Source organism: Staphylococcus sp. HMSC068G11, assembly GCF_001815825.1.
Lineage (GTDB): Bacteria > Bacillota > Bacilli > Staphylococcales > Staphylococcaceae > Staphylococcus > Staphylococcus epidermidis.
Genome location: NZ_KV822073.1, coordinates 1 through 25,059, shown reverse-complemented (window position 1 = coordinate 25,059; position 25,059 = coordinate 1). Strand labels below are relative to the sequence as shown.

The window sequence follows — 25,059 nt, the reverse complement described above, 5'->3', positions numbered from 1 at the left end:
TAAACGAGTGAATGTTTAACTATGAGCTTAAATTGTTTTCTTAAGATTAAGTTAATGAATGTTAAATAGAAGTGTCTATATCTTCTAAAGTAACATCTTGTTTTTGTAATTCATTCATTAACTTTTGCGACATAGTTGAATTAGTAATAATTACATTTTTGAACTCACAATTCTTGAATTTTACATCTTTAAATGTTGTTCCTTCAATTTCTACATTTTTAAAAGAAACGTTTTTAAAAATAATATCAGTCCATTTTACGCTACGAATGAGGTTGCTATCGAACATTACATTTTGGAATAAAGTGTTATTAAATACGGATTGATCAAATGGTGTATTCACAAATGTTGAATTTTTAAATTGGTTTTTATAAAAATGGACATCTTCGAAAATACAATTATTAAACCCACATGTTGTAAATTTACAATTACAAATTGCTTCTATATTCTTAAAAATACCTTCATTAAAATTACAGTTTTTAAAGCGACTTTTATTAACCTCTAATTCATCATACATAGAATTTCTAAAACTAGATGATGTGTAACGAAGATTCTTATAATTTTCATTGGTAAATACAGATAAAGATAAATCTTGTTTCGTCATAATTAAAGCAGCTCCTTATCATTTCTAGTGTATGTAATTCGATAACGTTTATCGATGTGCTAGCTTATTTACCCCTATCATAACACTTTCGTTAAGTATTCTCATATGAACGTAATCAATTATAAAAATAAAAATACTTATTTTAAATAATGTTTAAATTTCAAATTGATTGTACGTTTTTCAGAAATTGCAAAAACAATGTCGATAAGTTATAATTCATATCTGATAAGTAAGGATTAGCGCTAACATAAATAAAGAAAGTGGGTTAAGTTCAGTGATACTCATTGTTGTCATCTGAACCAAAAATAATGATTGCATACGATTTGATAGGACAAACTCCATTAGTTTTATTAGAAAGCTTTAGTGACGAGAATGTTAAAATATACGCCAAACTTGAGCAATTTAATCCTGGAGGTAGCATCAAAGACCGTCTGGGGAAGTACTTAATTGAAAAAGCAATAGACGAAGGACGACTTAAAGAAGGGGATACAATAGTCGAAGCGACTGCTGGTAATACAGGTATTGGACTTGCTATTGCCTCTAATCGGCACAAAGTAAAATGTATCATCTTTGCTCCAGAAGGATTTGCAGAAGAAAAAATTTCAATTATGAAAGCATTGGGTGCAGATGTTAGACGTACTCCCAAAGTTGAGGGTATGACTGGCGCACAGCAAGAGGCGTTGGCATACGCAACACGATATGGATATTTATATATGAATCAATTCGAAACTAAAGATAATCCTGGGGCATATACACAAACACTTGCCAAACAACTCACAGATGAACTTTCACATATTGATTATTTTGTGGCAGGTGTTGGTTCCGGTGGTACCTTTACAGGAGTTGCACAACACTTAAAAACTTATGATGTAAAAAATTATATTGTAGAACCAGAAGGCTCTGTCTTAAATGGTGGTGTCAGTCATCCTCATGCAACTGAAGGGATTGGTTCTGAAAAGTGGCCATCATTTTTAGACAAAGAATTAGTAGATGGTATTTTTACTGTTGCTGATAACGATGCTTTTAATAATGTTAAGCTTGTTGCGAATAAAGAAGGATTGTTAGTTGGTAGTTCTTCGGGAGCGGCATTACAAGGAGCATTGGAATTAAAAAAAAGCATTCAAACTGGTGTGATTGTTACCATCTTTCCAGATGGGAGCGATCGATACATGTCCAAACAAATATTCAACTATAAGGAGAGTTTTAATAATGAATAAAAAAACGCAAATGATACATGGGGGACATACGACAGACAACTATACTGGAGCAGTGACAACACCTATTTATCAAACAAGTACTTATTTACAAGATGATATTGGGGATTTAAGACAAGGGTACGAATATTCACGTACTGCAAATCCTACACGTGCGTCTCTTGAAAGTGTTATTGCTAATTTAGAACATGGTAAGCATGGTTTTGCTTTTGGTTCAGGAATGGCAGCAATTAGTGCAGTTATCATGTTATTAGATAAAGGAGATCACTTAGTTCTTAATTCTGATGTTTATGGTGGCACATATCGTGCATTAACTAAAGTATTTACTCGCTTTGGTATAGACGTAGATTTTGTTGATACAACTAAAATTGAAAACATTGAACAATATATTAAACCTGAAACTAAAATGTTATATGTAGAAACACCTTCAAATCCATTATTGCGTGTGACTGATATTAAAGCATCAGCAAAAATTGCGAAAAAATATGATTTGATATCCGTAGTCGATAATACATTTATGACACCTTACTACCAAAATCCTTTAGACTTTGGTATTGATATCGTATTGCATTCGGCTACTAAATATATTGGAGGTCATAGTGATGTTGTAGCTGGTCTTGTTGCTACTGCTGATGATGCCTTAGCAGAACGTCTAGGCTTTATTTCAAATTCTACAGGTGGTGTACTTGGACCTCAAGATAGCTATTTATTAATCAGAGGTATTAAAACGCTAGGTCTAAGAATGGAGCAAATAAACCGAAACGTTGAAGGTATCGTTCAAATGTTACAAAAGCATCCTAAAGTTCAACAAGTATTCCATCCTAGTATTAAGGAACATATGAACTATACTATCCATCAAAATCAAGCAAGTGGTCATACAGGGGTAGTATCTTTTGAAGTTAAGGATACAGAAGCGGCTAAACAAGTGATTCACGCAACCAACTACTTTACACTGGCAGAGAGTTTAGGGGCAGTAGAAAGTCTAATTTCTGTACCGGCACTTATGACGCATGCATCCATCCCATCAGATGTAAGAGCCAAGGAAGGTATTACGGATGGTCTCATTCGTTTATCTATTGGTATTGAAGACACGGAAGACTTAGTTAATGATTTAGAACAAGCTTTAAATACTTTGAGGTAATATCGCTTAGTTAGAGATTAAGATGATGAAATAAAACGTTTTGCATCTTAATCTCTTGTTTTATATTTACTATTGAGTTGTGTAATTTCCACAATTTTTTATATAAGTAACCAATTTTAGAACATAATTTTTCGGAATATTAATTAATTTTGGAAAAATCAAAAAAGCGTGTTGACGGTACGACATCAATTCAATATAATGCAAATATTCAGATAATTTTAATCGGAAATCGGAGGGAGAGATTAGGTGATTGAATTCAAAAATGTTAACAAAGTTTTTCACAAAAAAAGAGAAACTATTCAAGCTTTGAAAAATGTATCATTTAAGATCGACCAACATGATATTTTTGGTGTGATTGGCTATAGTGGTGCTGGTAAGAGTACATTAGTTCGGTTAGTCAATCAACTTGAGACAGTATCAGATGGTCAAGTTATTGTTGATGGTCATGAGATTGATACATATAAAGAAAAAGATTTGCGTCATATTAAAAAAGATATCGGTATGATCTTTCAACATTTCAATTTGCTTAATTCTAAATCAGTCTATAAAAATGTTGCAATGCCACTTATTTTAAGTAAGACAAATAAGAAAGAAATTAAGGAAAAAGTTGACGAAATGTTAGAATTTGTAGGGCTTGCTGATAAAAAAGATCAATTTCCAGATGAACTATCAGGTGGACAAAAACAACGTGTTGCCATCGCAAGAGCATTAGTAACGCATCCTAAAATATTATTATGTGATGAAGCGACAAGTGCTCTGGATCCAGCTACTACAAGCTCAATTTTAAATTTATTAAGTAATGTGAATCGAACATTTGGTGTGACGATTATGATGATTACACATGAAATGAGCGTAATTCAAAAAATTTGTCATCGTGTAGCTGTCATGGAAAATGGCGAAGTGATAGAAATGGGAACAGTTAAAGATGTCTTTAGTCATCCACAAACGAATACTGCAAAAAATTTCGTTTCGACGGTGATTAACACTGAGCCTTCAAAAGAGTTACGAGCCTCTTTTAACACGAGAAAGGATTCAAATTTCACAGATTATAAACTGTTTTTAGACTCCGAACAAATTCAATTGCCAATATTGAATGAGCTTATCAACGAGCATCATCTTAACGTTAACGTATTATTTTCTTCTATGTCAGAAATACAAGATGAAACGGTTTGTTATTTGTGGTTGAGATTTGAGCATGATGAGTCTTTTAATGATTTTAAACTTACTGATTACCTTTCAAAACGACATATTCGGTATGAGGAGGTTATATAAATATGTTTGGTTCAAGTTTAGATTCATCTCAATTATTACAAGCTCTATACGAAACATTGTATATGGTGACAGTATCGCTTGTAATCGGTGCTTTGATTGGTATACCTCTTGGCATCTTGTTGGTGGTAACTAGAAAAAACGGTATATGGTCGAATACGATATTGCATCAAGTATTAAATCCTATCATTAATATTTTAAGATCAATTCCGTTCATAATTTTATTAATAGCCATAGTGCCTTTTACTAAATTGCTAGTTGGAACATCTATCGGTACAACAGCAGCCATAGTACCACTCACGGTTTATGTAGCACCTTATATCGCACGCTTAGTAGAAAATTCATTACTGGAAGTCGATGACGGGATTATTGAGGCAGCTAAAGCAATGGGTGCATCACCTCTTCAAATTATACGTTATTTTTTATTGCCGGAAGCACTTGGTTCATTAATTCTAGCTATAACTACAGCTATTATTGGTCTCATCGGTAGTACAGCAATGGCTGGTGCTGTTGGTGGTGGCGGTATAGGTGATTTGGCTTTAGTGTATGGTTATCAACGGTTCGATACCATTGTTATTGTGATTACAGTCATTGTACTTATTATTATTGTTCAAATTATACAAACGTTAGGTAACTTTATCGCTAGGGTTATCCGTAGAAATTAAAATACTAGTAAGGGTTTTATAAATATTTAGGGGGAATTCATTTATGAAAAAGATTTTAAGTTTTTTAATTGTTGCAATTTTAGTTTTAGCAGCATGTGGTGGTAACAATGGTAAAAAGGTAACCATAGGTGTTGCATCCAACGACACGAAGGCTTGGGAAAAAGTTAAAGAATTAGCTAAAAAAGATGATATTGATTTAGAAATCAAGCACTTTTCAGATTACAATGTCCCGAACAAAGCGCTTAGTGACGGGGATATCGATTTAAATGCCTTCCAACACTTTGCTTTTTTAGATCAATATAAAAAAGCTCATAAAGATACCAATATTGAAGCACTTAGCACTACTGTATTAGCTCCATTAGGTATTTATTCAGATAAAGTTAAGAACATTAAAGATGTTAAAAAAGGTGCGCAAGTTGCTATTCCGAATGATGTATCTAACCAAGCTCGAGCACTTAAGTTATTAGAATCTGCAGGTTTAATTAAGCTTAAGAAGAACTTTGGATTAAACGGAACAACAAAAGATATTGAAAGTAATCCTAAAGATTTAAAAATTAAAGCTGTTGATGCACAACAAACAGCGCGTGCACTTTCTGATGTGGATATATCAGTTATCAATAACGGTGTTGCAACAAAAGCAGGAAAAGATGCTAAAAAGGATCCTATTTATTTGGAAAAAGCAAGTTCAGATGCAGTAAAACCATATATTAATGTTGTAGCTGTCAACTCTAAAGACAAAGATAATAAAACCTACAAAAAAATTATAGAACTTTATCATTCAAAAGAAGCTCAAAAAGCATTAAAAGAAGACACTAAAGACGGTGAAAAACCAGTAGATCTTTCTAAAAAGGAAATCGAAGAAATCGAAAATGAGTTGGCAAAAAAATAATATAAAGTTTTAGCGCAACATTCATAATATAGAAATTTTCAGTCTAGAATTCCAGTTATATGTGTTGGTTGCAAAACAATTTTATAGTCAATGACAAAGTTGAAGATATATTTCTATATCTTTCATGGCATTTCACCTTTTTGAAGTGGGATAAAGAATCCATAGCGAATTCTACTCCTACTTCTTTTTTTATTCGAAATGTTGAATTTAGATTCTAGAAATAAGCGTCTGTCTATTTAATATTAATTTGAAAATAGAAAAAAATTACATTCGAAATTGTAAATATAAGGAGCAAAACCATATTAATAATATTTGTAATAAAAAAGACATTGTAATTGACTGCAAAATGTATTAAATTGGACAAATGCAAATATGTTTGAGCGTAGCCCTATTTTTTATTTAAAATAATATTTGTAATCAGAATGTCATCTAAAGCAAACATGCTATACATAATTAAAGAGTATAATATCTTTGTATTGTTAAAACGTGAATAAGCAAAACTAAAGTAGAGGAGGATTTCAAGTGCAAAAAAAATATATTACTGCCATTATAGGAACAACTGCCCTTAGCGCATTGGCATCAACTCATGCACAAGCTGCAACAACGCATACAGTAAAAAGTGGAGAATCTGTATGGTCAATTTCCCACAAATATGGGATTAGTATTGCTAAATTAAAATCACTTAATGGATTGACTTCCAATTTAATATTCCCTAATCAAGTATTGAAAGTATCAGGCTCATCTTCAAGAGCAACGTCAACAAATAGTGGCACAGTTTACACAGTTAAAGCTGGAGATTCATTATCTTCTATTGCTGCAAAATACGGTACAACGTATCAAAAAATCATGCAACTTAATGGGTTAAATAACTATCTTATTTTCCCCGGACAAAAGTTGAAAGTTTCTGGTAAAGCGACGAGTTCCAGTCGTACAAAAGCTAGTGGGTCTAGTGGTCGTACTGCAACATATACTGTTAAATATGGAGATTCACTATCTGCAATTGCTAGTAAATATGGGACAACGTATCAAAAAATTATGCAATTAAATGGACTAACTAATTTCTTTATCTATCCTGGACAGAAGTTAAAAGTGCCTGGTGGTAGTTCTAGTAGCTCATCTTCTAATAATACTAGATCAAATGGTGGCTATTATTCACCAACTTTTAACCATCAAAACTTGTATACTTGGGGACAATGTACATGGCACGTATTTAATAGACGTGCTGAAATAGGAAAAGGTATCAGTACATACTGGTGGAATGCAAATAATTGGGACAATGCATCAGCTGCTGATGGATATACTATTGATTATCGCCCTACAGTAGGCTCAATTGCACAAACTGACGCTGGTTACTATGGTCACGTAGCGTTTGTAGAGCGTGTGAATAGCGATGGAAGTATTTTAGTTTCAGAAATGAACTGGAGTGCAGCTCCTGGAAATATGACATATAGAACAATTCCAGCTTATCAAGTGAGAAATTACAAATTTATTCATTAAGAAAATTGTTTAACAATATATAACTATCAAATTAAGCCCATTGATGATTGGATTAAGGATCATCGATGGGCTTATTAATAGTTTTATAAAGATGCTACCAAATCTTTATAATATCGGAAAAAGTGACTATTTTAACAAGTCTAAGATTTGCATAAGTTGTTTGTAATTATTCACTGCGGCGTTATATTTTAAAGTGTCTTTATTTTTCACTTCTTGTAGTGGGTACTCAATGATGTTAATCATATGTTTTGATAAACTATCAATATCATTTTTTTCAATGAGATAGCCATTTATTCCGTTTTGAATAATTTCACTTGGACCGTAACGAACGTTATAAGATAGGACTGGACACCCCATTTCTATACTTTCCATAAGTGTTAAGCCAAATCCCTCATATTGACTTGTAAGTAGAGAGGCTTTAGAATTCTTAAATTCTTGTAAAGGTTGATTGGTATATTTAAATATTTTAACTTTATCCGATAATTTTAATTCTGAAATCAAAGTATTCATCAATGGAATTTGATTATCTTCATCTCTACCAAATAAATGTAATTCTGTTTGGTAACCACTTTGCAAAAACTTGTGATAAGCTCTAATAATATGATCAATCTGTTTCTCTGCGCTAAAACGTCCTATATATATAAAGCGATTTTGATTGTTTGAGGAATCTTGTTCTACCTCTGTATCTAATTCGATAAAATGTGGTACTAGTTGAAATTGGTCGTCACTTATAGGGAAATGTTGCTGTATATCGTGCTTTTGTTGGTGAGTGAGGACAATATATTTATAAACATTTTCCGATTGATTTAAAGCAAATCGATATGATTTTTTTATTTGGTTCCCTGATAAATGCGAGCTATGTAGAACAAGAATATTTTTTGTTTTATGCGTTTGCTTAAGTAATGGCTTATCTAAAAATCGAGCATCATTAAAGACGATATCTTGATCTTTAAATCTATTCTGAAAATAAAACTGAGCTAATAATTTATCATTTTTAAAAGTCTTATAAAGTTTTTTATTTCTATATATTTCTACGCCATTAATTTTGCTGTTTGGTTTAGTTTTAAAATATCTCTTGCAATACATAGAGCCCTCAGTATCAAATAATTCGTCGCTATGTTTTAAAGAAGAGTCATCATAATAATATTCTTTTCTATGAAGTTGGCCGTATAAATTATATTGATGGCGCTCATATTTCAATCCTGATGTAGGAGAAATGAAGTCCTCGTATTCAAGAACATTAGACTGCCCATAATACTTTCGAGATCTCACACGACATTCATTATTATAATAATGAATAAGATCACTCTTTTTTCCTCGCCTATCAATAAGTCCTTTAATCTTTCTAGGTGTTTTAATGTATTTTGGATTCCTAGTAATCAATGTTTTTGGGACTTTAAAAAGTTTGAAATTTGATAACCATTCATACATATTTTCGAATTGTATATTTTCTGTAACTTTGTTTTCTTGTCTGTATTTTTTATAAATACTAGGATAATTACCATGATAATTAGTGGTGAGAATTTTACTTGGAATTTTAAATTCTTCATCTAACAGTTTAATTCGTCTGAGTAAAGCTTGAGTCCTACCACCATGGGATAATGGGAGGGTGGTTGTTACTGTGTATATCATAATTAATTCTCCTTTATTTCAAACTTAAATTATTAGATAAGTTTTATAAATTGTTAATTACTCATGATAAACACTTTTATGAAAATTACAAGAATTTTAATAACTATTCAGTATTTGTACTATATAACCGTGTTGGTGATTAGTATTAAATGTAATGCTTTGTCACACTATTTTATAATTGTTTAATTTGTTTAAAATAAAAAAGAGGAGATGAAGAATTTTTAAACTCTTCATCTCCTCACCCCTTACTTTAAGATGACTAGTTTAAAAATGATTAAAACGATATTTTAAAACTAGTCATCTCATAAGAATATATTTTAATGTTTGGCAACTTATTTTTTCTCAAAACTTTAATTATCAGTTTTAATTTGTTTAGTGATAGTCATATTCATCTCTAACTTTTTTAAAACTTGTAAATAAGCGTACCCCGTTGATTGCAAATGATCCAAGTGCACTTAACTTACGAAGTTTAGATGCGGATTTAATAGAAATGTAAAAATCAATGATTGTTCCTAGTGCGCTTAGACCTAATGATAAATAGACAAGTTGTTTATTCTTAGCATTATAGCGAATCCCGTTATAACCATCTACAATGAATCCTGCTATGTTGAATAATCTTGATAAACGTGAAGTGTTTGCTTGTTTAGCCATAAATAATGATTCCCTCCGTATACCATACTTATTTTGAAGAATAAAATATTCGAATGTATGGTTAAATATTATATTTTCAATTAAATGTAGTTTAGTTAAATCATGTAGTAACTTATTTATGATAACATAATACTAAATATAAGTATGAAATTGAAGATATTTATTATGAATAGGGATGAATTGATGAATGATTAAATGTGTTTGCTTAGTTGAAGAAAAGAATCATCAGTTACTACTTGTACAAGTTCGACATAGAGATAAGTATTATTTCCCGGGTGGTAAAATTGATGAGGGTGAGAGTCTTGTGGAAGCTTTACAAAGAGAATTGAAGGAAGAATTGCGCTTAGAATTAGCTAAAGATGAACTAGAATTTATTGGAACTATTGTCGGAGAAGCCTATCCACAACCTAATATGTTGACTGAACTTAATGGATTCAAAGTTAATCGAGCTATAGATTGGTCAAAAGTTGAAACCGATCATGAAATTACTGACATGAAATGGTTCGATATCAATGACAGTGAAAATATAGCGCCTGCAGTAAATAGTTGGATTAAGGAATTTATCAATCATTAATAGATAGGAGTTAAATATTAACATCATATTACGCAACTCAATTTCTATTGATGTGAAGTTTTGATAATATCAAGTTTATGAAAGATCGTTAATTAAGTATTTAAACCGTACTCATCATAGAATCCATTAGACTAACCTAGTTGTGCAGGTACATAGATGACTGAATCTTTCTGAGTGGAAAGATTAATGGCTAGACAGTATATGAAAACACCTGTTTGCTATACTATTTTGATGATGCATTATAGAAAGTTAATGTTGAGGATAAGTTGTCGGCGAAAAATGAGTAAGTTGTTACACAGATGATATATATTTTTTCATGGGTTAAAGAATTTACGTACACTATCAAATATTAAAAATAAGAACATGACGAATATTTATTAAAAATGCAATTACTTTAAATTAGGTCTATACATTAAGAATAATATTAAACATCCCATCGCCATATAATAATTAAGTTAAACTGTTTGATCATAAACGCTCGCTATAATTATTTAAAGGCGGTGGGAATATTTTATTTATTTTGTTGATTCGTAAGAGTCTTCTTTTGACTGACATGTTTAATCATAAATGCTGTAATCCATGCAGTTATGGGAATGCTAATTGCAACGGCGATGCCACCAAGTAAAATAGCTATAAATTCCTGTGTGAATATTTTCGAATTAATGATGTGTCCAAATGAATAATGTAATTTAAAGAACCAGAAGAATAAAGTTAATTGTCCTCCGAAAAATGCTAAATAAATGGTATTGGCAGAAGTTGCTAATATCTCTCTACCCACGCGCATACCAGACTGAAATAATTGATGCTGATTTAAATTTGGATTTGTCTCATTTAGTTCATACATAGGGGAACTAATTGTTATTGCTAAATCAATGACTGCTGCTATCACTGCAAGAACAATTGTAAATACCATAAACTGTACCATATTAATACCAATATTCATTGAATACACATATGTTTCATCCTGCTGTTCGGTTGCAAAACCTTGTAAGTGCCCCATCTCAACTGAAAAGTATATCATGAGTATTAATATGAGTATTGTTGCTAAAGTACCTAGAAAAGCTGCTTGTGTTTTGACGTTATAACTATTTAATACAAATAAATTAATTGCGGCTATGATAAAGCAAAATATAAATGTGACAAGATAGATTGGTACACCATATATAATTAAAAGAATACTTATTACAAGAATGATAAAGTTTAAAAACAAAGTAAAAAAAGAAATGAGTCCTTTCTTACCTCCGAAAATAACCATTATCAACAATAATAAGAAACCTAAAATAGTAATTGCACTCATTGATTAACACCTCGCAGTTTAAGCCATAGTTCCATTAAAGCAATTGTTATAGGAATAGTTAAAACGATGCCTATCCCACCAGTTAATGCTCGAGCAATTTCTAATGACCAATTCATCGAAATAGTATAAGTAATAGTGTTAGCATTTTTTAAATAAATTAGAAACATAGGTAAGCTACCAGATAGATATGAAAAGAGTAGTATGTTAGTCATCGTTCCCATTATATCCTGACCGATATGTCTTCCGGCAAGAGCCCAACGTTTCATTGATATTTGAGGGCTACGTTGTAAAATTTCATACATCCCACTTGCTATAGTAATAGAAACATCCATCACTGCTCCAAGTGTACCTATTAGTACGGAAGCTAGAAAGACATCTTTAGGAGGGAGAGTAAGGAAAGTGATTGTTTCGTATTTTATTCCATTTCCCCCGGTAAATTTGATGATGACTTCGGTAATTCCAACACATAAGAACGTTCCAATCAGCGTACTTACAATAGTAATTAAGGTTCGGGTATGCCAACCTGTTACAAGTAGCAAAGTGAAAGAAGTGGAAATGATAATGGCACAAGTCATCAATAAGAATAAACTTATAGTCCCATATTGATTATGTATTAAAATAGCTCCCATAACGGTAATAGTATTAACGATAAGTGATAATATAGATTGAATTCCTACTTTTTTTCCTACGACTAAAACAGTAAGTAAAAATAAGCCGGTTATTATGACAACAATAGTATCTCGTTTTTTCTCTATAATCGTTGCGTCTTTAGGATTTTTAGAAATATGTAAAACAACTTTGTCATTTTTGGAAAATGATTCTGAATCAGCTTGAGATTTCACATATTGGTGGGGAATCGTCGTTGTTTGCCCCTTGAATTCACCATTTAGAATCTTGAATGTTAGCTTCTCTTTGTATTTAATATCTTTATTTTTGTGCTCGTCTGTTACCTTTTGTGATTGGATATCAGTAATTTGAGTGATTTGTCCTATAGGCATATTATAAAATCTATCGTTAAAAAACGTGAATATTAACGTACCTAAAAATAGGCAACTAAAGATTATCATCATCCAAGTAAAAGGTATTTTTAAAAAATTCTTGGATTGCATCTTAAAACCTCAATTCTCAACTTAATAATCATATTGATATAGTGATTATACGACCTTTTATGATTGAACTCAAAAAGTTATCAATGAAATGTTGATGTCGAAGAGTGATAAAGTTTTACAAAGATAAGATGAATAATTAATATATAGTAGATTTATTTAATAATGTGTAAATTAAACCCCATGCTACATTAATGTCGTTTTTCTTGTTATCTTTTCGCATAACTACACATAGCGTTCGTTTTAATTCTGTATGATTTAAAGGGATTTTAGTCCAATTTACGTGATTATATAGTAAACAATTTTGACTAGAAATAATAAATCCCTTATCATTACTCAAAATATGTTGCGCGAGTTTCATATCTGAAATCATTCGTACTTGTGCTTTAGTCTTTTCAATCAATTTACTTTTTATAGAGTTTGTCATTGGTTCGAGACAGTATAGTGATTGATTTGTAAATTGAGATAGCGGGGGATGTATAGTCATAGCTAGCGGATGTGATTTGGGTACATACATATGATAATTTTCTTCAAATAAAGGCATGACGCGTAAATGTGTTTCCCGTTCTAACACAGGAGTAAATTCAGTGATTGCAATATCCAACTGATTGGAAAGAATTTGATCTAATAATTTATCATGTATTGTAAGTTGCGGAATCATGGTACTGTTACTTTGTTGTTCAAATGTTTGAATTAGGGGAAGAATCATTTGAGAGGCATCACTTTCTTCATATCCAATATAAATTGTCTGTTGATTATGTGATGCGTGTTGTTGAAATGAGTGAATGGTTTTATCCATTAATTCTAGTATTTGAGTTGCCTGTGAGAGTAACTGTCTACCTTCAACAGTTAATATGATATTTCTACCACTTCTTTTAAATAATGTCACCCCCAATTCTTTTTCGAGTTGAGTGATTTGACGACTAATCGCAGACTGTGCAATGTTTAGTTCTAATGCTGCATCTGAAATATGCTCTCGACGTGCAACCTCTACAAAGTATCTAAGTTGTTTTATATCCATAGTTGATTTCCCTCCATTCAATAAAATAAATACTGTCTTATTCTAAACCTAGTATATCAGTATTTTTTGGAATCGTTCTAATAATTAGATGAATTTAATCTAATTTATATATTGAACAGATAAATAAATTACATTATAGTTATTACTATCAAACAAAATTGTCAGAAAATTCTAATAAGGGAGTGTGCATCATGTACAATGAGAAATTAAAAAAGGGACTATACGATTATCGTGAAGAGCATGATGCGTGTGGTATTGGATTTTATGCCAATATGGATAATAAAAGATCTCACGATATTATAGAAAAATCTTTAGAAATGTTAAGACGGTTAGATCATCGTGGTGGAGTAGGTGCCGACGGTATTACTGGTGATGGTGCTGGAATTATGACGGAGATACCATACCAATTGTTCGAACAATTAACAGAATTCAAAGTTCCCGGCGAAGGATATTATGCCGTGGGATTATTTTTTTCTAAAGAGAAAGTTAGAGATTCAATTCACGAAGAGATGTTTAATCAATATTTTGAAAGTGAAGGTTTTAAAGTCATTGGATATAGAGATGTGCCAGTAGATACTCGCGCTATTGCTCAACATGTTGCAGATACTATGCCTTATATTCAACAAGTATTTGTTGACATCACAGGTGTAAATGAAGTTGAAAAACGATTGTTTTTAGCAAGAAAACAAATTGAAAAATATAGTGAAACACAATCCATTGATTTATATTTCACAAGTCTCTCTCATAGAACGATTGTTTATAAAGGTTGGTTACGTTCGGATCAAATTAAAGGGTTATATTTAGATCTACAAAATGAGGCATATCAATCAAAATTAGGGCTTGTACACTCCCGCTTTAGTACTAATACATTTCCAAGTTGGAAACGTGCACATCCAAATCGAATGCTTATGCACAATGGTGAAATTAATACCATTAAGGGTAACGTAAACTGGATGCGAGCACGCCAAAATAAACTAGTTGAAACATTATTTGAAGATGAGAAAGATAAGGTGCATTTTATTGTTGATGAAGATGGTAGTGACTCATCAATAGTTGATAATGCGTTAGAGTTCTTATCATTAGCAATGGAGCCTGAAAAAGCAGCGATGTTATTAATTCCAGAGCCATGGTTATACAATGAATCTAACGATAAAAAAGTTCGTTCTTTCTATGAATTTTATAGTTATTTAATGGAGCCATGGGATGGACCAACTATGATTTCCTTTTGCAATGGAGATAAGATAGGTGCATTGACTGATAGAAATGGATTAAGACCTGGGCGTTATACAATAACTAAAGATAATTTTATTGTTTTTTCTTCCGAAGTAGGTGTCATTGATGTTCCGGAAGAAAATGTAGCATTTAAAGGACAACTTAATCCTGGGAAGTTATTACTTGTAGACTTTTTACAAAATAAGGTTGTAGAAAATAATGAGCTAAAAACTAATATTGCTAATGAGTTGCCCTACGAACAATGGCTAAAAGATTATAAAAATCAAAATGATTTAGATAATATTTATTACCAATCTTCCGACTGGGATGATCAAACACTCTTCCGCTTACAGAAACAATTTGCTTACACTAAAGAAGATATCAATAAATATATGACAGATTTAGTCATCAATAAAAAAGATCCCATTGGAGCGATGGGATATGATGCACCTATTGCAGTTCTTAATGATAAGCCTGAGTCGCTATTTAATTATTTTAAACAATTATTTGCACAAGTTACCAATCCACCCATCGATGCTTATCGAGAAAAGATTGTAACGAGTGAACTTTCATATTTAGGTTCAGAAGGGAACCTTTTATGTCCTGATGAATCAGTTTTAGAAAGAATTCAATTAAAAAAACCAGTTTTAAATGAAGCGCAATTATCATCAATCGATCATTCGTATTTTAATGTAACGTATTTATCTACACTTTATACAGATGATTTGGAAAGTAGCTTAACTGAACTAGGGAACCGAGCAATACAGGCTGTACATGAAGGGGCGAAAATTTTGGTGTTAGACGATACGTCGTTAACTCACGAAAATAGTTATGCAATGCCAATTTTATTAGCATTAAGTCACGTGCATCAATTATTAATTCGAAAAGGATTAAGAATGGAGACCAGCCTCATTGCGCAGTCCGGTGAAACACGAGAAGTTCATCATGTTGCATGTTTACTTGGTTATGGTGCAAACGCTGTAGTTCCATATTTAGCGCAACGAACGATTGAACAATTAACGCGTCAAGGTCAACTTTCAGGAAACGTCGCTGAAAATGTTGCTACGTATACCAATGTATTGTCAGAAGGCGTTATTAAAGTGATGGCTAAAATGGGCATTTCTACCGTACAAAGTTATCAAGGAGCACAGATATTTGAAGCGGTAGGTTTATCGAATAGCGTCATTGAAAAATATTTTACAGGTACACAGTCAAAATTATCTGGTATAAGTATTGAACAAATAGACCAAGAGAATAAAGCGAGACAAAGTGATGATTCTGATTATCTTGAATCCGGAAGTGTATTCCAATGGAGACAGCAAGGTCAGCATCATGCATTTAATCCTCGTACGATTTTTTTATTGCAGCATGCATGTAGAGAAAATGATTACGAATTGTTTAAAAAATTCTCCAAAGCTGTAAATTTAAAACGTACGGATCATATTAGACATTTATTAGAATTCAAGACACGTCAATCTATTGATATTAGTCGTGTTGAGCCAGCAAGTGAAATTGTGAAACGTTTTAATACAGGAGCAATGAGTTACGGCTCTATCTCAGCAGAGGCACATGAGACGTTGGCTCAAGCTATGAATCAAATTGGAGGTAAAAGCAATAGTGGAGAAGGTGGTGAAGATTCTTCACGTTACGAAATTCAAAAGGATGGAAGTAATAAGATAAGTGCAATTAAGCAAGTTGCATCAGGTCGTTTTGGGGTGACGAGTGATTACTTGCAACATGCAAAAGAAATTCAAATTAAAGTTGCACAAGGCGCTAAACCAGGGGAAGGTGGACAACTACCAGGTTCAAAAGTATATCCATGGATTGCTGAGACTAGAGGTTCGACACCAGGTATAGGATTAATTTCACCACCACCACACCATGATATTTATTCAATTGAGGACTTAGCACAGCTCATTCATGATTTAAAAAATGCAAATAGAAGAGCTGATATTGCAGTTAAACTTGTATCTAAAACTGGCGTTGGAACTATAGCTTCAGGGGTAGCTAAAGCTTTCGCCGATAAAATTGTTATAAGTGGTTATGATGGAGGTACAGGTGCATCGCCTAAAACAAGTATTCAACATGCAGGTTTGCCATGGGAGATAGGCCTTGCCGAAACACATCAAACACTTAAATTAAATGATTTGCGTAGTCGTGTAAAATTAGAAACGGATGGTAAGTTACTGACAGGTAAAGATGTAGCTTATGCTTGTGCGCTCGGTGCAGAAGAATTTGGTTTCGCAACAGCACCACTTGTTGTTTTGGGGTGTATTATGATGAGAGTTTGTCATAACGATACGTGTCCAGTAGGGGTTGCAACACAAAACAAAGATTTGAGAGCTTTGTTTAGAGGTAAGGCACAGCATGTAGTTAACTTTATGTATTTTATAGCTGAAGAATTACGTGAAATTTTGGCTTCACTTGGTTTAGAAACAGTAGAAGAGTTAGTAGGGAGAACAGATCTTCTTCAACGTTCGACGCAATTGAAACCAAATAGTAAATCAGCGTCTCTTCAAATAGAACGTTTAATTGAACAATTTGACGGTGTTAATACGAAAGAGATATCACAAAATCATCATCTTGATGAAGGATTCGATTTGAATTATCTGTACCCAGACGCACGCTATAGCATTGAAAACGGGCACTCTTTTACCGGAAATTATGTTGTTAATAATGAACAGCGAGATGTAGGTGTAATTACAGGTAGTGCGATAGCTAAACAATATGGAGAAGAAGGATTGCCTGAAGATACGATACTTGCTTACACTGAAGGTCATGCAGGTCAAAGCTTAGCTGCATATGCACCACGTGGATTAACAATTCATCATACCGGTGATGCTAATGATTATGTAGGTAAAGGATTGTCCGGTGGAACTGTCATCGTAAATGCTCCAAATAGTCAGCGTGAAAATGAAATTATAGCAGGAAATGTAAACTTTTACGGGGCTTCTAGAGGTAAAGCGTTTATCAATGGTAAAGCTGGTGAGCGTTTCTGTATTAGAAATAGCGGCGCAGATGTTGTGGTAGAAGGTATTGGTGATCATGGACTTGAATATATGACAGGGGGACATGTCATTATCTTAGGAGATGTAGGAAAGAACTTTGGCCAAGGTATGAGCGGGGGCGTAAGTTATATTTTTCCTTCTGACGTGGAGACATTTAAAAAGGTTAATGCGCTTGAAACTTTAGAATTTAGTAGTATACGTTTTGATGAGGAAAAATCTCTTATCAAAGACATGCTTGAAGCACATTTTAAGCATACACATAGTAACAAAGCACGCCAATTACTCGACCAATTTGACAATATTGAAAAGTTAGCAATTAAAGTTATTCCAAAAGATTACAAATTAATGATGCAAAAAATTGATTTGAAAAAACGTCAAATGGAACGTGAAGATGAAGCAACACTGGCAGCGTTTTATGATGATAGAGAAACAATTGAACAAGAGTTACAGCCAGCAGTCATTTATTAAAGAAGTGGGGGATTATCATGGGCGAATTTAAAGGATTTATGAAATATGATAAACAGTCGCTATCAGAATTGTCTTTGGTAGACCGTCTTTCGAATCATGAAGCGTTTCAACAACGCTTCACTAAAGAAGATGCTTCGATTCAGGGTGCTCGCTGTATGGATTGTGGAACACCTTTTTGTCAAACTGGGCAATCTTATGGAAGAGAAACAATAGGATGCCCTATTGGTAATTATATACCTGAGTGGAACGACTTAGTCTATCATCAAGATTTTAAAGCTGCTTACGAAAGATTGAGAGAGACGAATAATTTTCCTGAATTTACAGGAAGAGTTTGTCCAGCACCATGTGAGCAATCATGTGTTATGAAAATTAATAGAGAATCCGTGGCGATTAAAGGTATTGAACGTACAATTATTGACGAAGCATATGAGAACGAGTGGGTTCATCCCGCATATCCTGAAGATCATAAGGACCAACGAGTTGCTATCGTAGGTAGTGGCCCAGCGGGACTTACAGCAGCTGAAGAATTAAACCTTAAAGGCTATAAAGTTACGGTTTATGAAAAGGCGCATGAACCAGGTGGCTTGCTAATGTACGGCATACCAAATATGAAACTAGATAAAGACGTAATACGTCGACGTGTATCACTTATGAAAGATGCTGGGATTTTATTTAAAACAGGCGTTGAAATTGGCGTCGATGTGAGCCGTGAAACACTTGAAGAAAATTATGATGCTATTATTTTATGCACAGGTGCTCAAAATGCGAGAGATTTGCCATTAGAAGGACGAATGGGCTCTGGTATTCATTTTGCAATGGACTATCTTACTGAACAAACCCAGTATCTAAATGGTGAGATTGAAAGTTTGAGCATTACTGCTAAAGATAAGAATGTAATTATTATTGGTGCTGGTGACACTGGTGCAGACTGTGTAGCGACTGCATTACGTGAAAACTGTAAATCTATTGTCCAATTTAATAAATATACGAAGCAACCTGAAGAGATTACTTTTGAAAGTAATACTTCCTGGCCATTAGCAATGCCTGTTTTCAAAATGGATTATGCGCATAAGGAATATGAAGCTAAATTTGGTCAAGAACCAAGAGCCTATGGTGTACAAACAATGCGCTATGATGTTGACGAGTTAGGAAATGTTAAAGGCTTATATACACAAATATTAAAAGAAACGCCTGATGGTATGGTTATGGAAGATGGACCAGAACGATTTTGGCCAGCTGATTTAGTCTTATTATCTATAGGGTTTGTTGGCACTGAAACCACTGTTCCACATGCGTTTGATATACACACCGAGCGTAATAAAATTGTAGCTAATGATACAAATTATCAAACCAATCACGCTAAAATATTTGCTGCAGGAGATGCAAGACGAGGTCAGAGTTTGGTTGTTTGGGCAATAAAAGAAGGTCGTGAAGTAGCACAGTCTGTTGATCAATACTTAAGTAAAAAAGTTCTAGTGTAAACTCAAGAATAATTATATTGACTTTTAATTAAAGTCATTATATTATTGTTATTGTGTTAATTGGAGGAATACCCAAGTCCGGCTGAAGGGATCGGTCTTGAAAACCGACAGGGCCTTAACGGGCCGCGGGGGTTCGAATCCCTCTTCCTCCGCCATTAGAATTTAAATTCCAAGACTAATAGATACCGAAGGCAAGTGCTTATGTTAATAAGTATTTGCCTTTTTATGTCGTATTTGTAATTTATATATATGAATAAATTTTTTAATGTAACTCATTGTGCAGAAAATTTAAATGCTTTTGGAGATAAAGTATTGATGATCGTAGGAGAAATGTCTTCAAAGACAATTAATCATTGAAAAGGATTCGAAATTAGATATAAGTTATTTAAGTAAGTCTATTACTTTTGAAACTTTTTTATCTTTTGACTACGAAATTTTTGGTAATTATTTTACACCTTTTACAGCTACTGTCAGAAGTACTGTTTTTTTAAAGATACCACATATTTTTAATATATTATTTCAAAATATTTAGCCACAGAATTTAAGTTCGCAGAATTTTTAAGACAACGATAATTACATTTTAATGAGTTTCAAAAATCGTCGTGTTTTTTTTAAAAGCGAAGAAGATTAAATTTTTACGCTTGCAAAGAGAGGCAGAATTATAGTAATATAGTTCTTACCGTGCTAGGTGGGGAGGTAGCGGTTCCCTGTACTCGAAATCCGCTTTATGCGAGACTTAATTCCTTTGTTGAGGGCGTATTTTTGTGAAGTCTGCCCGAAGCACGTAGTGTTTGAAGATTTCGGTCCTATGCAATATGAACCCATGAACCATGTCAGGTCCTGACGGAAGCAGCATTAAGTGGATCCTCATATGTGCCGTAGGGTAGCCGAGATTTAGCTGTCGACTTCGGTAACGTTTATGATATGCGTTCGATACAAAGGTGCATGGTTTTTTACTTTAGATTTAAGCAAATTTTTATATAGATAATAAAGGTCTAGGTTATGAAACTTAGATATATAGTCCGATGTGAAGTTATTTAAATTTCATTCAGGGCTATTTTTTTATTTACAATTTAATTTAATATAATAGCTATTGATTTCAATCTTAAAGTTGGAGTAGTTACTACGAAGCGTTATAGTTATTTATCTAAATATTAATTTAAATGTTTGATGTTGAGTGTGATGTTTTACTTCAAGTCATTTTTATTAAATGGATTAATAACGAATAATTTGTTAAAGTTATATCGTTGTAAAATAAAAACCTAGTTAATTAAAAAAATTACGTCGAAATATAGAATGGCTTATTAAAATGGAGGATACATGCATATTTATTTAAGTACTTTAACAGAGGTCGATTATGAAACGTCACTAAATAGTATAGAAAATAATTATAATCTAAATCCAGAATCCAGTTGGCAAGATCGAGCGCGCGTTAAAAATCTAAGAAAACTTGAAAGCTACAATTATGAATTAGAAGTTATAGCTAAGAATGAATTGAATGAAGTTATAGGTCACGTTGTGTTAGCAGAGGTTAAGTTGTCGTCTAAAAACAAAAAAGCGATAGCGTTAGCCATTGGTGCACTGTCAGTAGATAAATCTATTCGAAACCAAGGATTAGGTCAAGCGCTGTTAAAAGCTGTAGAAGAACGTGCTAAAGAACAAGGATATTGTGCTATTTTTGTAAATAATCATCCTCAGTACTTTGAGAAATCTGATTATGAAGCAGCTCATTTATATAATATACATATAGAAGAAAAACGAAATGATCAAACATTATTAGTAAAATTTCTAAAACCGGTTCAAAATGAATGGTCTGGAATGACAGTGTATTATCCGGAAGTACTGGATTGATTTTTAATTGAAAAGAAAATATAAGAGCGTGATATAATAATGAGTAATTGTTAATGGAGGTGCTACGGTGGATTACCAAGCTTTGTATCGTATGTATAGACCGCAAAGTTTTGATGATGTGGTTGGACAAACGCATGTAACTAAAACACTGCGTAATGCAATTTCAAAAGGTAAACAATCTCATGCATATATTTTTAGCGGTCCGAGAGGTACGGGTAAAACGAGTATTGCAAAGGTTTTTGCCAAAGCTATTAATTGTCTTAATAGTGACAATGGTGAACCTTGTAATGAATGTGCGATTTGTAAAGGAATCATACAAGGTACGAATAACGATGTAATTGAAATTGATGCTGCAAGTAATAACGGTGTAGATGAAATAAGGAATATTAGAGATAAAGTTAAGTACGCACCTAGTGAATCTAAGTATAAAGTATATATTATTGACGAGGTTCATATGTTAACTACTGGTGCTTTCAATGCTTTGCTTAAAACATTAGAAGAACCACCAGCGCATGCTATATTTATCTTGGCAACAACAGAACCACATAAAATTCCACCCACTATTATTTCGAGAGCGCAACGATTTGACTTTAAAGCAATTAGCAGTGACCAAATTATAGATAGACTTAAGTATGTAGCTAATTCCCAATCTTTGGATTACGACGACGCAGCATTAGAATTTATTGCTAAAGCATCAGAAGGTGGTATGCGAGATGCATTAAGCATTATGGACCAGGCAATAGCGTTCGGAGATGAACGACTTACTTTACAAGATGCTTTAAATGTTACAGGTAGTGTTGATGAAGCGGCGTTAAATGAGTTGTTTAATGACATTGTAAAAAGTGATGTTAAAGCTGCATTTAATAGATATCATCATTTTATTTCAGAAGGTAAAGAAGTCAACAGACTCATTAATGATATGATTTACTTTGTTAGAGATACAATAATGAATAAAACGTCTAACGAATCCGTTCATTTTGAATCACTTATTCATTTCGACTTAGATATGTTATACAAGATGATAGATATCATAAATGATACACTAGTATCCATTAGGTTCAGTGTAAATCAAAGTGTTCATTTTGAAGTGTTACTAGTTAAACTTGCAGAAATGATTAAGACACAGCCTCAAACTGTACAAAATGTAGCAACAGCATCGGTAGCTAATGAACCAGATAATGAAATGTTATTACAACGCTTAGAACAACTTGAAAATGAGCTTAAAACCTTAAAAGAACAAGGAATCAAAGCTAATAAAGTTAATAAACAACCTAAGAAGCCAACACGCACGATTCAACGATCTAAAAATGCGTTTTCTATGCAACAGATAGCGAAAGTATTAGACAAAGCAAACAAAGATGATATCAAATTATTGAAGAACCATTGGCAAGAAGTGATTGATCATGCGAAAAGTAATGATAAAAAGTCTTTAGTTAGTTTACTACTGAATTCAGAACCGGTAGCAGCTAGTGAAGATCATGTGTTAGTTAAATTTGATGAAGAAATTCATTGTGAAATAGTAAATAAAGATGATGAAAAGAGAAATAATATTGAAAGTGTAGTTTGTAATATAGTTAATAAAACTGTCAAAGTAGTAGGAGTGCCGGCTGACCAATGGTTGAGAGCGGGAGCAGAGTACTTACAAAATCGTAACACCAATGAAACACATCAAAGTGAAAAACAAAGCACACAACAGTCTCAACAAATAGATATTGCTCAAAAAGCTAAAGACTTATTTGGTGAGGAAACTGTACATTTAGTTGATGAAGACTGATACATGACAAGCGATATATTGGTATGTATAATGTAATAAAAGCTAAATTTTTATAGAAATTGTTTACTATTAAGGAGGAAATGAAATTATGCGCGGTGGCGGAAATATGCAACAAATGATGAAACAAATGCAAAAAATGCAAAAGAAAATGGCTCAAGAACAAGAAAAATTAAAAGAAGAACGTGTTGCTGGAACAGCAGGCGGAGGTATGGTGACTGTTACTGTAACAGGTCATAAAGAAGTTGTAGATGTAGAAATTAAAGAAGAAGCTGTTGATCCAGAAGATGTTGAGATGCTTCAAGATTTAGTATTGGCGGCTACAAATGAAGCGATGAATAAAGCAGATGAGTTAACACAACAACGTTTAGGTAAGCATACTCAAGGCTTAAACATCCCTGGAATGTGATGAAATATGCATTATCCAGAACCTATATCAAAGCTTATCGATAGTTTTATGAAACTGCCAGGCATTGGACCAAAGACGGCTCAACGTCTGGCTTTTCATACTTTAGATATGAAAGAAGACGATGTTGTTAAGTTTGCTAAAGCACTAGTTGATGTTAAAAGAGAACTTACCTATTGTAGTGTTTGTGGACATATTACAGAAAATGATCCTTGTTATATATGTGAAGATAAACAGCGAGATCGTTCTGTCATATGTGTAGTTGAGGATGACAAGGATGTCATAGCAATGGAAAAAATGCGTGAATATAAAGGTTTATATCACGTGCTTCATGGTTCGATTTCACCAATGGATGGTATTGGGCCTGAAGACATCAATATACCTGCATTAGTTGAACGCCTCAAAAACGATGAGGTGAAAGAACTTATATTAGCTATGAATCCTAACCTAGAAGGTGAGTCTACTGCAATGTATATATCTAGGCTGGTTAAGCCAATTGGGATTAAAGTCACAAGACTGGCACAAGGTTTATCTGTAGGCGGCGATTTAGAATATGCTGATGAAGTGACTTTATCTAAAGCAATTGCAGGTAGAACGGAAATGTAATAATATTTACCACTTAAAAGTCTGGGATATAAGTCAATATTCTAGGCTTTCTTTATATTTAAATAGAAGAAGATTAAATACACTTATATATGAAGCTCTTTAACATAGAGAATTTCACTGAGAAATTCACCAGACAAAGCAAGTTGGGGTTCGTTAATGGATTGAAATAACGAATATGATAAGATTTCTGTTTAGCTTTTTAGAATTCAGACTTATTGAGTTTATGGTGAGACTTTTATAATTACATTTATTATTAATGAGGATAAGAATCAACCCTTCATTCCTCAAGGAAGATGTAAGGTGTTTGGAATAAAAAAACAAGGATTATAGAAAAATAGTAAAAATATTTTAAAATGAACAACAAAAATAAAGTTTGTGAATAGGGTTTGTATAGGCGTTTTAGTTTTATTTCAAGTATCTTTTTTCTGTATAATACGTTTGTAATTGAATTCTATAAGGAAAAAGTTCGGTTTTTCTTTTGGAGTGATTTTGATTGTCTTTTGATAGTGTAATTTTTACTGTTGTTAAAACGGGGATAAGTCTGTATAGTATTTATTTGTTGAGCGAAACAACTTAACTAATCATTAAATAAACGACTAAAATTAATTTCAAAAAGTTGTTGACTTAAACAACTATGAAGAGTATAATTAATTCTTGTCGGTAAGGAAATGAACATTGAAAACTGAATGACAATATGTC

At 32.8% G+C, this 25,059-nt stretch carries 19 protein-coding genes, 1 tRNA gene and 1 other RNA gene; 15 read left to right on the top strand and 6 right to left on the bottom strand.

The genetic code is table 11. From position 1 onward, the window contains the following. Positions 1 to 61 precede the first annotated feature (61 nt). Positions 62 to 601 carry a pentapeptide repeat-containing protein gene (locus HMPREF3058_RS04435; RefSeq protein ID WP_049386164.1) on the bottom strand — a complete coding sequence of 180 codons (540 nt, stop codon included), beginning with the start codon at positions 599 to 601 and terminating at the stop codon, positions 62 to 64. Between the two features lie 308 nt (positions 602 to 909). Here HMPREF3058_RS04435 and HMPREF3058_RS04430 point away from each other — a divergent pair, with 308 nt between their 5' ends. The 6 genes from HMPREF3058_RS04430 (at position 910) to aae (ending at position 7,276) form a co-directional block, all read left to right on the top strand. Then, positions 910 to 1,818, top strand: a complete 909-nt coding sequence (locus HMPREF3058_RS04430; RefSeq protein ID WP_049386165.1) for a PLP-dependent cysteine synthase family protein — start codon at positions 910 to 912, stop codon at positions 1,816 to 1,818. After that, positions 1,811 to 2,956, top strand: a complete 1,146-nt coding sequence (locus HMPREF3058_RS04425) for a bifunctional cystathionine gamma-lyase/homocysteine desulfhydrase (protein WP_002447726.1) — start codon at positions 1,811 to 1,813, stop codon at positions 2,954 to 2,956. The genes HMPREF3058_RS04430 and HMPREF3058_RS04425 overlap by 8 nt, the downstream gene beginning before the upstream one ends. A 246-nt stretch (positions 2,957 to 3,202) precedes the next feature. Further along, positions 3,203 to 4,228, top strand: coding sequence for a methionine ABC transporter ATP-binding protein (locus HMPREF3058_RS04420; RefSeq protein ID WP_002486470.1), 1,026 nt, complete (start codon positions 3,203 to 3,205; stop codon positions 4,226 to 4,228). 2 nt (positions 4,229 to 4,230) lie between these two features. Continuing rightward, positions 4,231 to 4,890, top strand: coding sequence for a methionine ABC transporter permease (locus HMPREF3058_RS04415; RefSeq protein WP_001829353.1), 660 nt, complete (start codon positions 4,231 to 4,233; stop codon positions 4,888 to 4,890). Positions 4,891 to 4,933: 43 nt separating this feature from the next. Continuing rightward, the gene (gene gmpC, locus HMPREF3058_RS04410) at positions 4,934 to 5,779 is read left to right on the top strand and encodes a dipeptide ABC transporter glycylmethionine-binding lipoprotein (protein WP_002447728.1); all 846 of its coding nucleotides are present in this window, start codon (positions 4,934 to 4,936) and stop codon (positions 5,777 to 5,779) included. Positions 5,780 to 6,301: 522 nt separating this feature from the next. Continuing rightward, positions 6,302 to 7,276, top strand: coding sequence for an autolysin/adhesin Aae (gene aae / locus HMPREF3058_RS04405; RefSeq protein WP_002447730.1), 975 nt, complete (start codon positions 6,302 to 6,304; stop codon positions 7,274 to 7,276). A 126-nt stretch (positions 7,277 to 7,402) separates the two neighbouring features. Here aae and HMPREF3058_RS04400 read toward each other — a convergent pair whose 3' ends face one another. After that, positions 7,403 to 8,908 (bottom strand): glycosyltransferase, encoded by a 1,506-nt coding sequence (locus tag HMPREF3058_RS04400; RefSeq protein WP_002491682.1) that lies wholly within the window; start codon positions 8,906 to 8,908, stop codon positions 7,403 to 7,405. A gap of 372 nt (positions 8,909 to 9,280) precedes the next feature. Then, entirely contained in the window at positions 9,281 to 9,559 is a 279-nt protein-coding gene (locus HMPREF3058_RS04395) for a hypothetical protein (RefSeq protein WP_002491746.1), read from the bottom strand. Positions 9,560 to 9,746: 187 nt separating this feature from the next. Between HMPREF3058_RS04395 and HMPREF3058_RS04390 the strand changes: the two genes are divergently transcribed. Beyond that, positions 9,747 to 10,133 (top strand): NUDIX domain-containing protein, encoded by a 387-nt coding sequence (locus HMPREF3058_RS04390; protein ID WP_002491706.1) that lies wholly within the window; start codon positions 9,747 to 9,749, stop codon positions 10,131 to 10,133. Positions 10,134 to 10,644: 511 nt separating this feature from the next. Here HMPREF3058_RS04390 and HMPREF3058_RS04385 read toward each other — a convergent pair. The 3 genes from HMPREF3058_RS04385 to gltC form a co-directional block, all read right to left on the bottom strand. Then, entirely contained in the window at positions 10,645 to 11,430 is a 786-nt protein-coding gene (locus tag HMPREF3058_RS04385) for a YibE/F family protein (protein WP_002447734.1), read from the bottom strand. After that, entirely contained in the window at positions 11,427 to 12,539 is a 1,113-nt protein-coding gene (locus HMPREF3058_RS04380) for a YibE/F family protein (protein WP_002499489.1), read from the bottom strand. Before HMPREF3058_RS04380 ends, HMPREF3058_RS04385 begins: the two co-directional genes overlap by 4 nt. Before the next feature lie 136 nt (positions 12,540 to 12,675). Continuing rightward, entirely contained in the window at positions 12,676 to 13,557 is an 882-nt protein-coding gene (gltC, locus tag HMPREF3058_RS04375; protein WP_002499488.1) for a glutamate biosynthesis transcriptional regulator GltC, read from the bottom strand. Between the two features lie 191 nt (positions 13,558 to 13,748). On the opposite strand from gltC, the gene gltB reads away from it, so the two are divergent. The 8 genes from gltB (at position 13,749) to recR (ending at position 24,360) form a co-directional block, all read left to right on the top strand. After that, positions 13,749 to 18,245 carry a glutamate synthase large subunit gene (gene gltB / locus HMPREF3058_RS04370; protein WP_002491737.1) on the top strand — a complete coding sequence of 1,499 codons (4,497 nt, stop codon included), beginning with the start codon at positions 13,749 to 13,751 and terminating at the stop codon, positions 18,243 to 18,245. Between the two features lie 17 nt (positions 18,246 to 18,262). Continuing rightward, positions 18,263 to 19,726, top strand: a complete 1,464-nt coding sequence (locus HMPREF3058_RS04365) for a glutamate synthase subunit beta (protein ID WP_002476176.1) — start codon at positions 18,263 to 18,265, stop codon at positions 19,724 to 19,726. Between the two features lie 62 nt (positions 19,727 to 19,788). Continuing rightward, positions 19,789 to 19,881: transfer RNA gene (locus HMPREF3058_RS04360), tRNA-Ser, on the top strand. A gap of 524 nt (positions 19,882 to 20,405) precedes the next feature. Next, positions 20,406 to 20,675, top strand: an RNA gene (ffs, locus tag HMPREF3058_RS04355) — signal recognition particle sRNA large type. Between the two features lie 371 nt (positions 20,676 to 21,046). Next, positions 21,047 to 21,577, top strand: a complete 531-nt coding sequence (locus HMPREF3058_RS04350; protein WP_002486833.1) for a GNAT family N-acetyltransferase — start codon at positions 21,047 to 21,049, stop codon at positions 21,575 to 21,577. 67 nt (positions 21,578 to 21,644) lie between these two features. After that, on the top strand, positions 21,645 to 23,351 hold the full coding sequence (gene dnaX / locus HMPREF3058_RS04345) for a DNA polymerase III subunit gamma/tau (protein ID WP_070731155.1): 1,707 nt from the start codon (positions 21,645 to 21,647) through the stop codon (positions 23,349 to 23,351). Between the two features lie 88 nt (positions 23,352 to 23,439). Next, positions 23,440 to 23,757: a YbaB/EbfC family nucleoid-associated protein gene (locus HMPREF3058_RS04340; RefSeq protein ID WP_002447741.1), complete on the top strand. Its 318-nt coding sequence runs from the start codon at positions 23,440 to 23,442 to the stop codon at positions 23,755 to 23,757. Positions 23,758 to 23,763: 6 nt separating this feature from the next. Next, positions 23,764 to 24,360, top strand: coding sequence for a recombination mediator RecR (gene recR / locus HMPREF3058_RS04335; protein WP_001829377.1), 597 nt, complete (start codon positions 23,764 to 23,766; stop codon positions 24,358 to 24,360). Positions 24,361 to 25,059 lie beyond the last annotated feature (699 nt).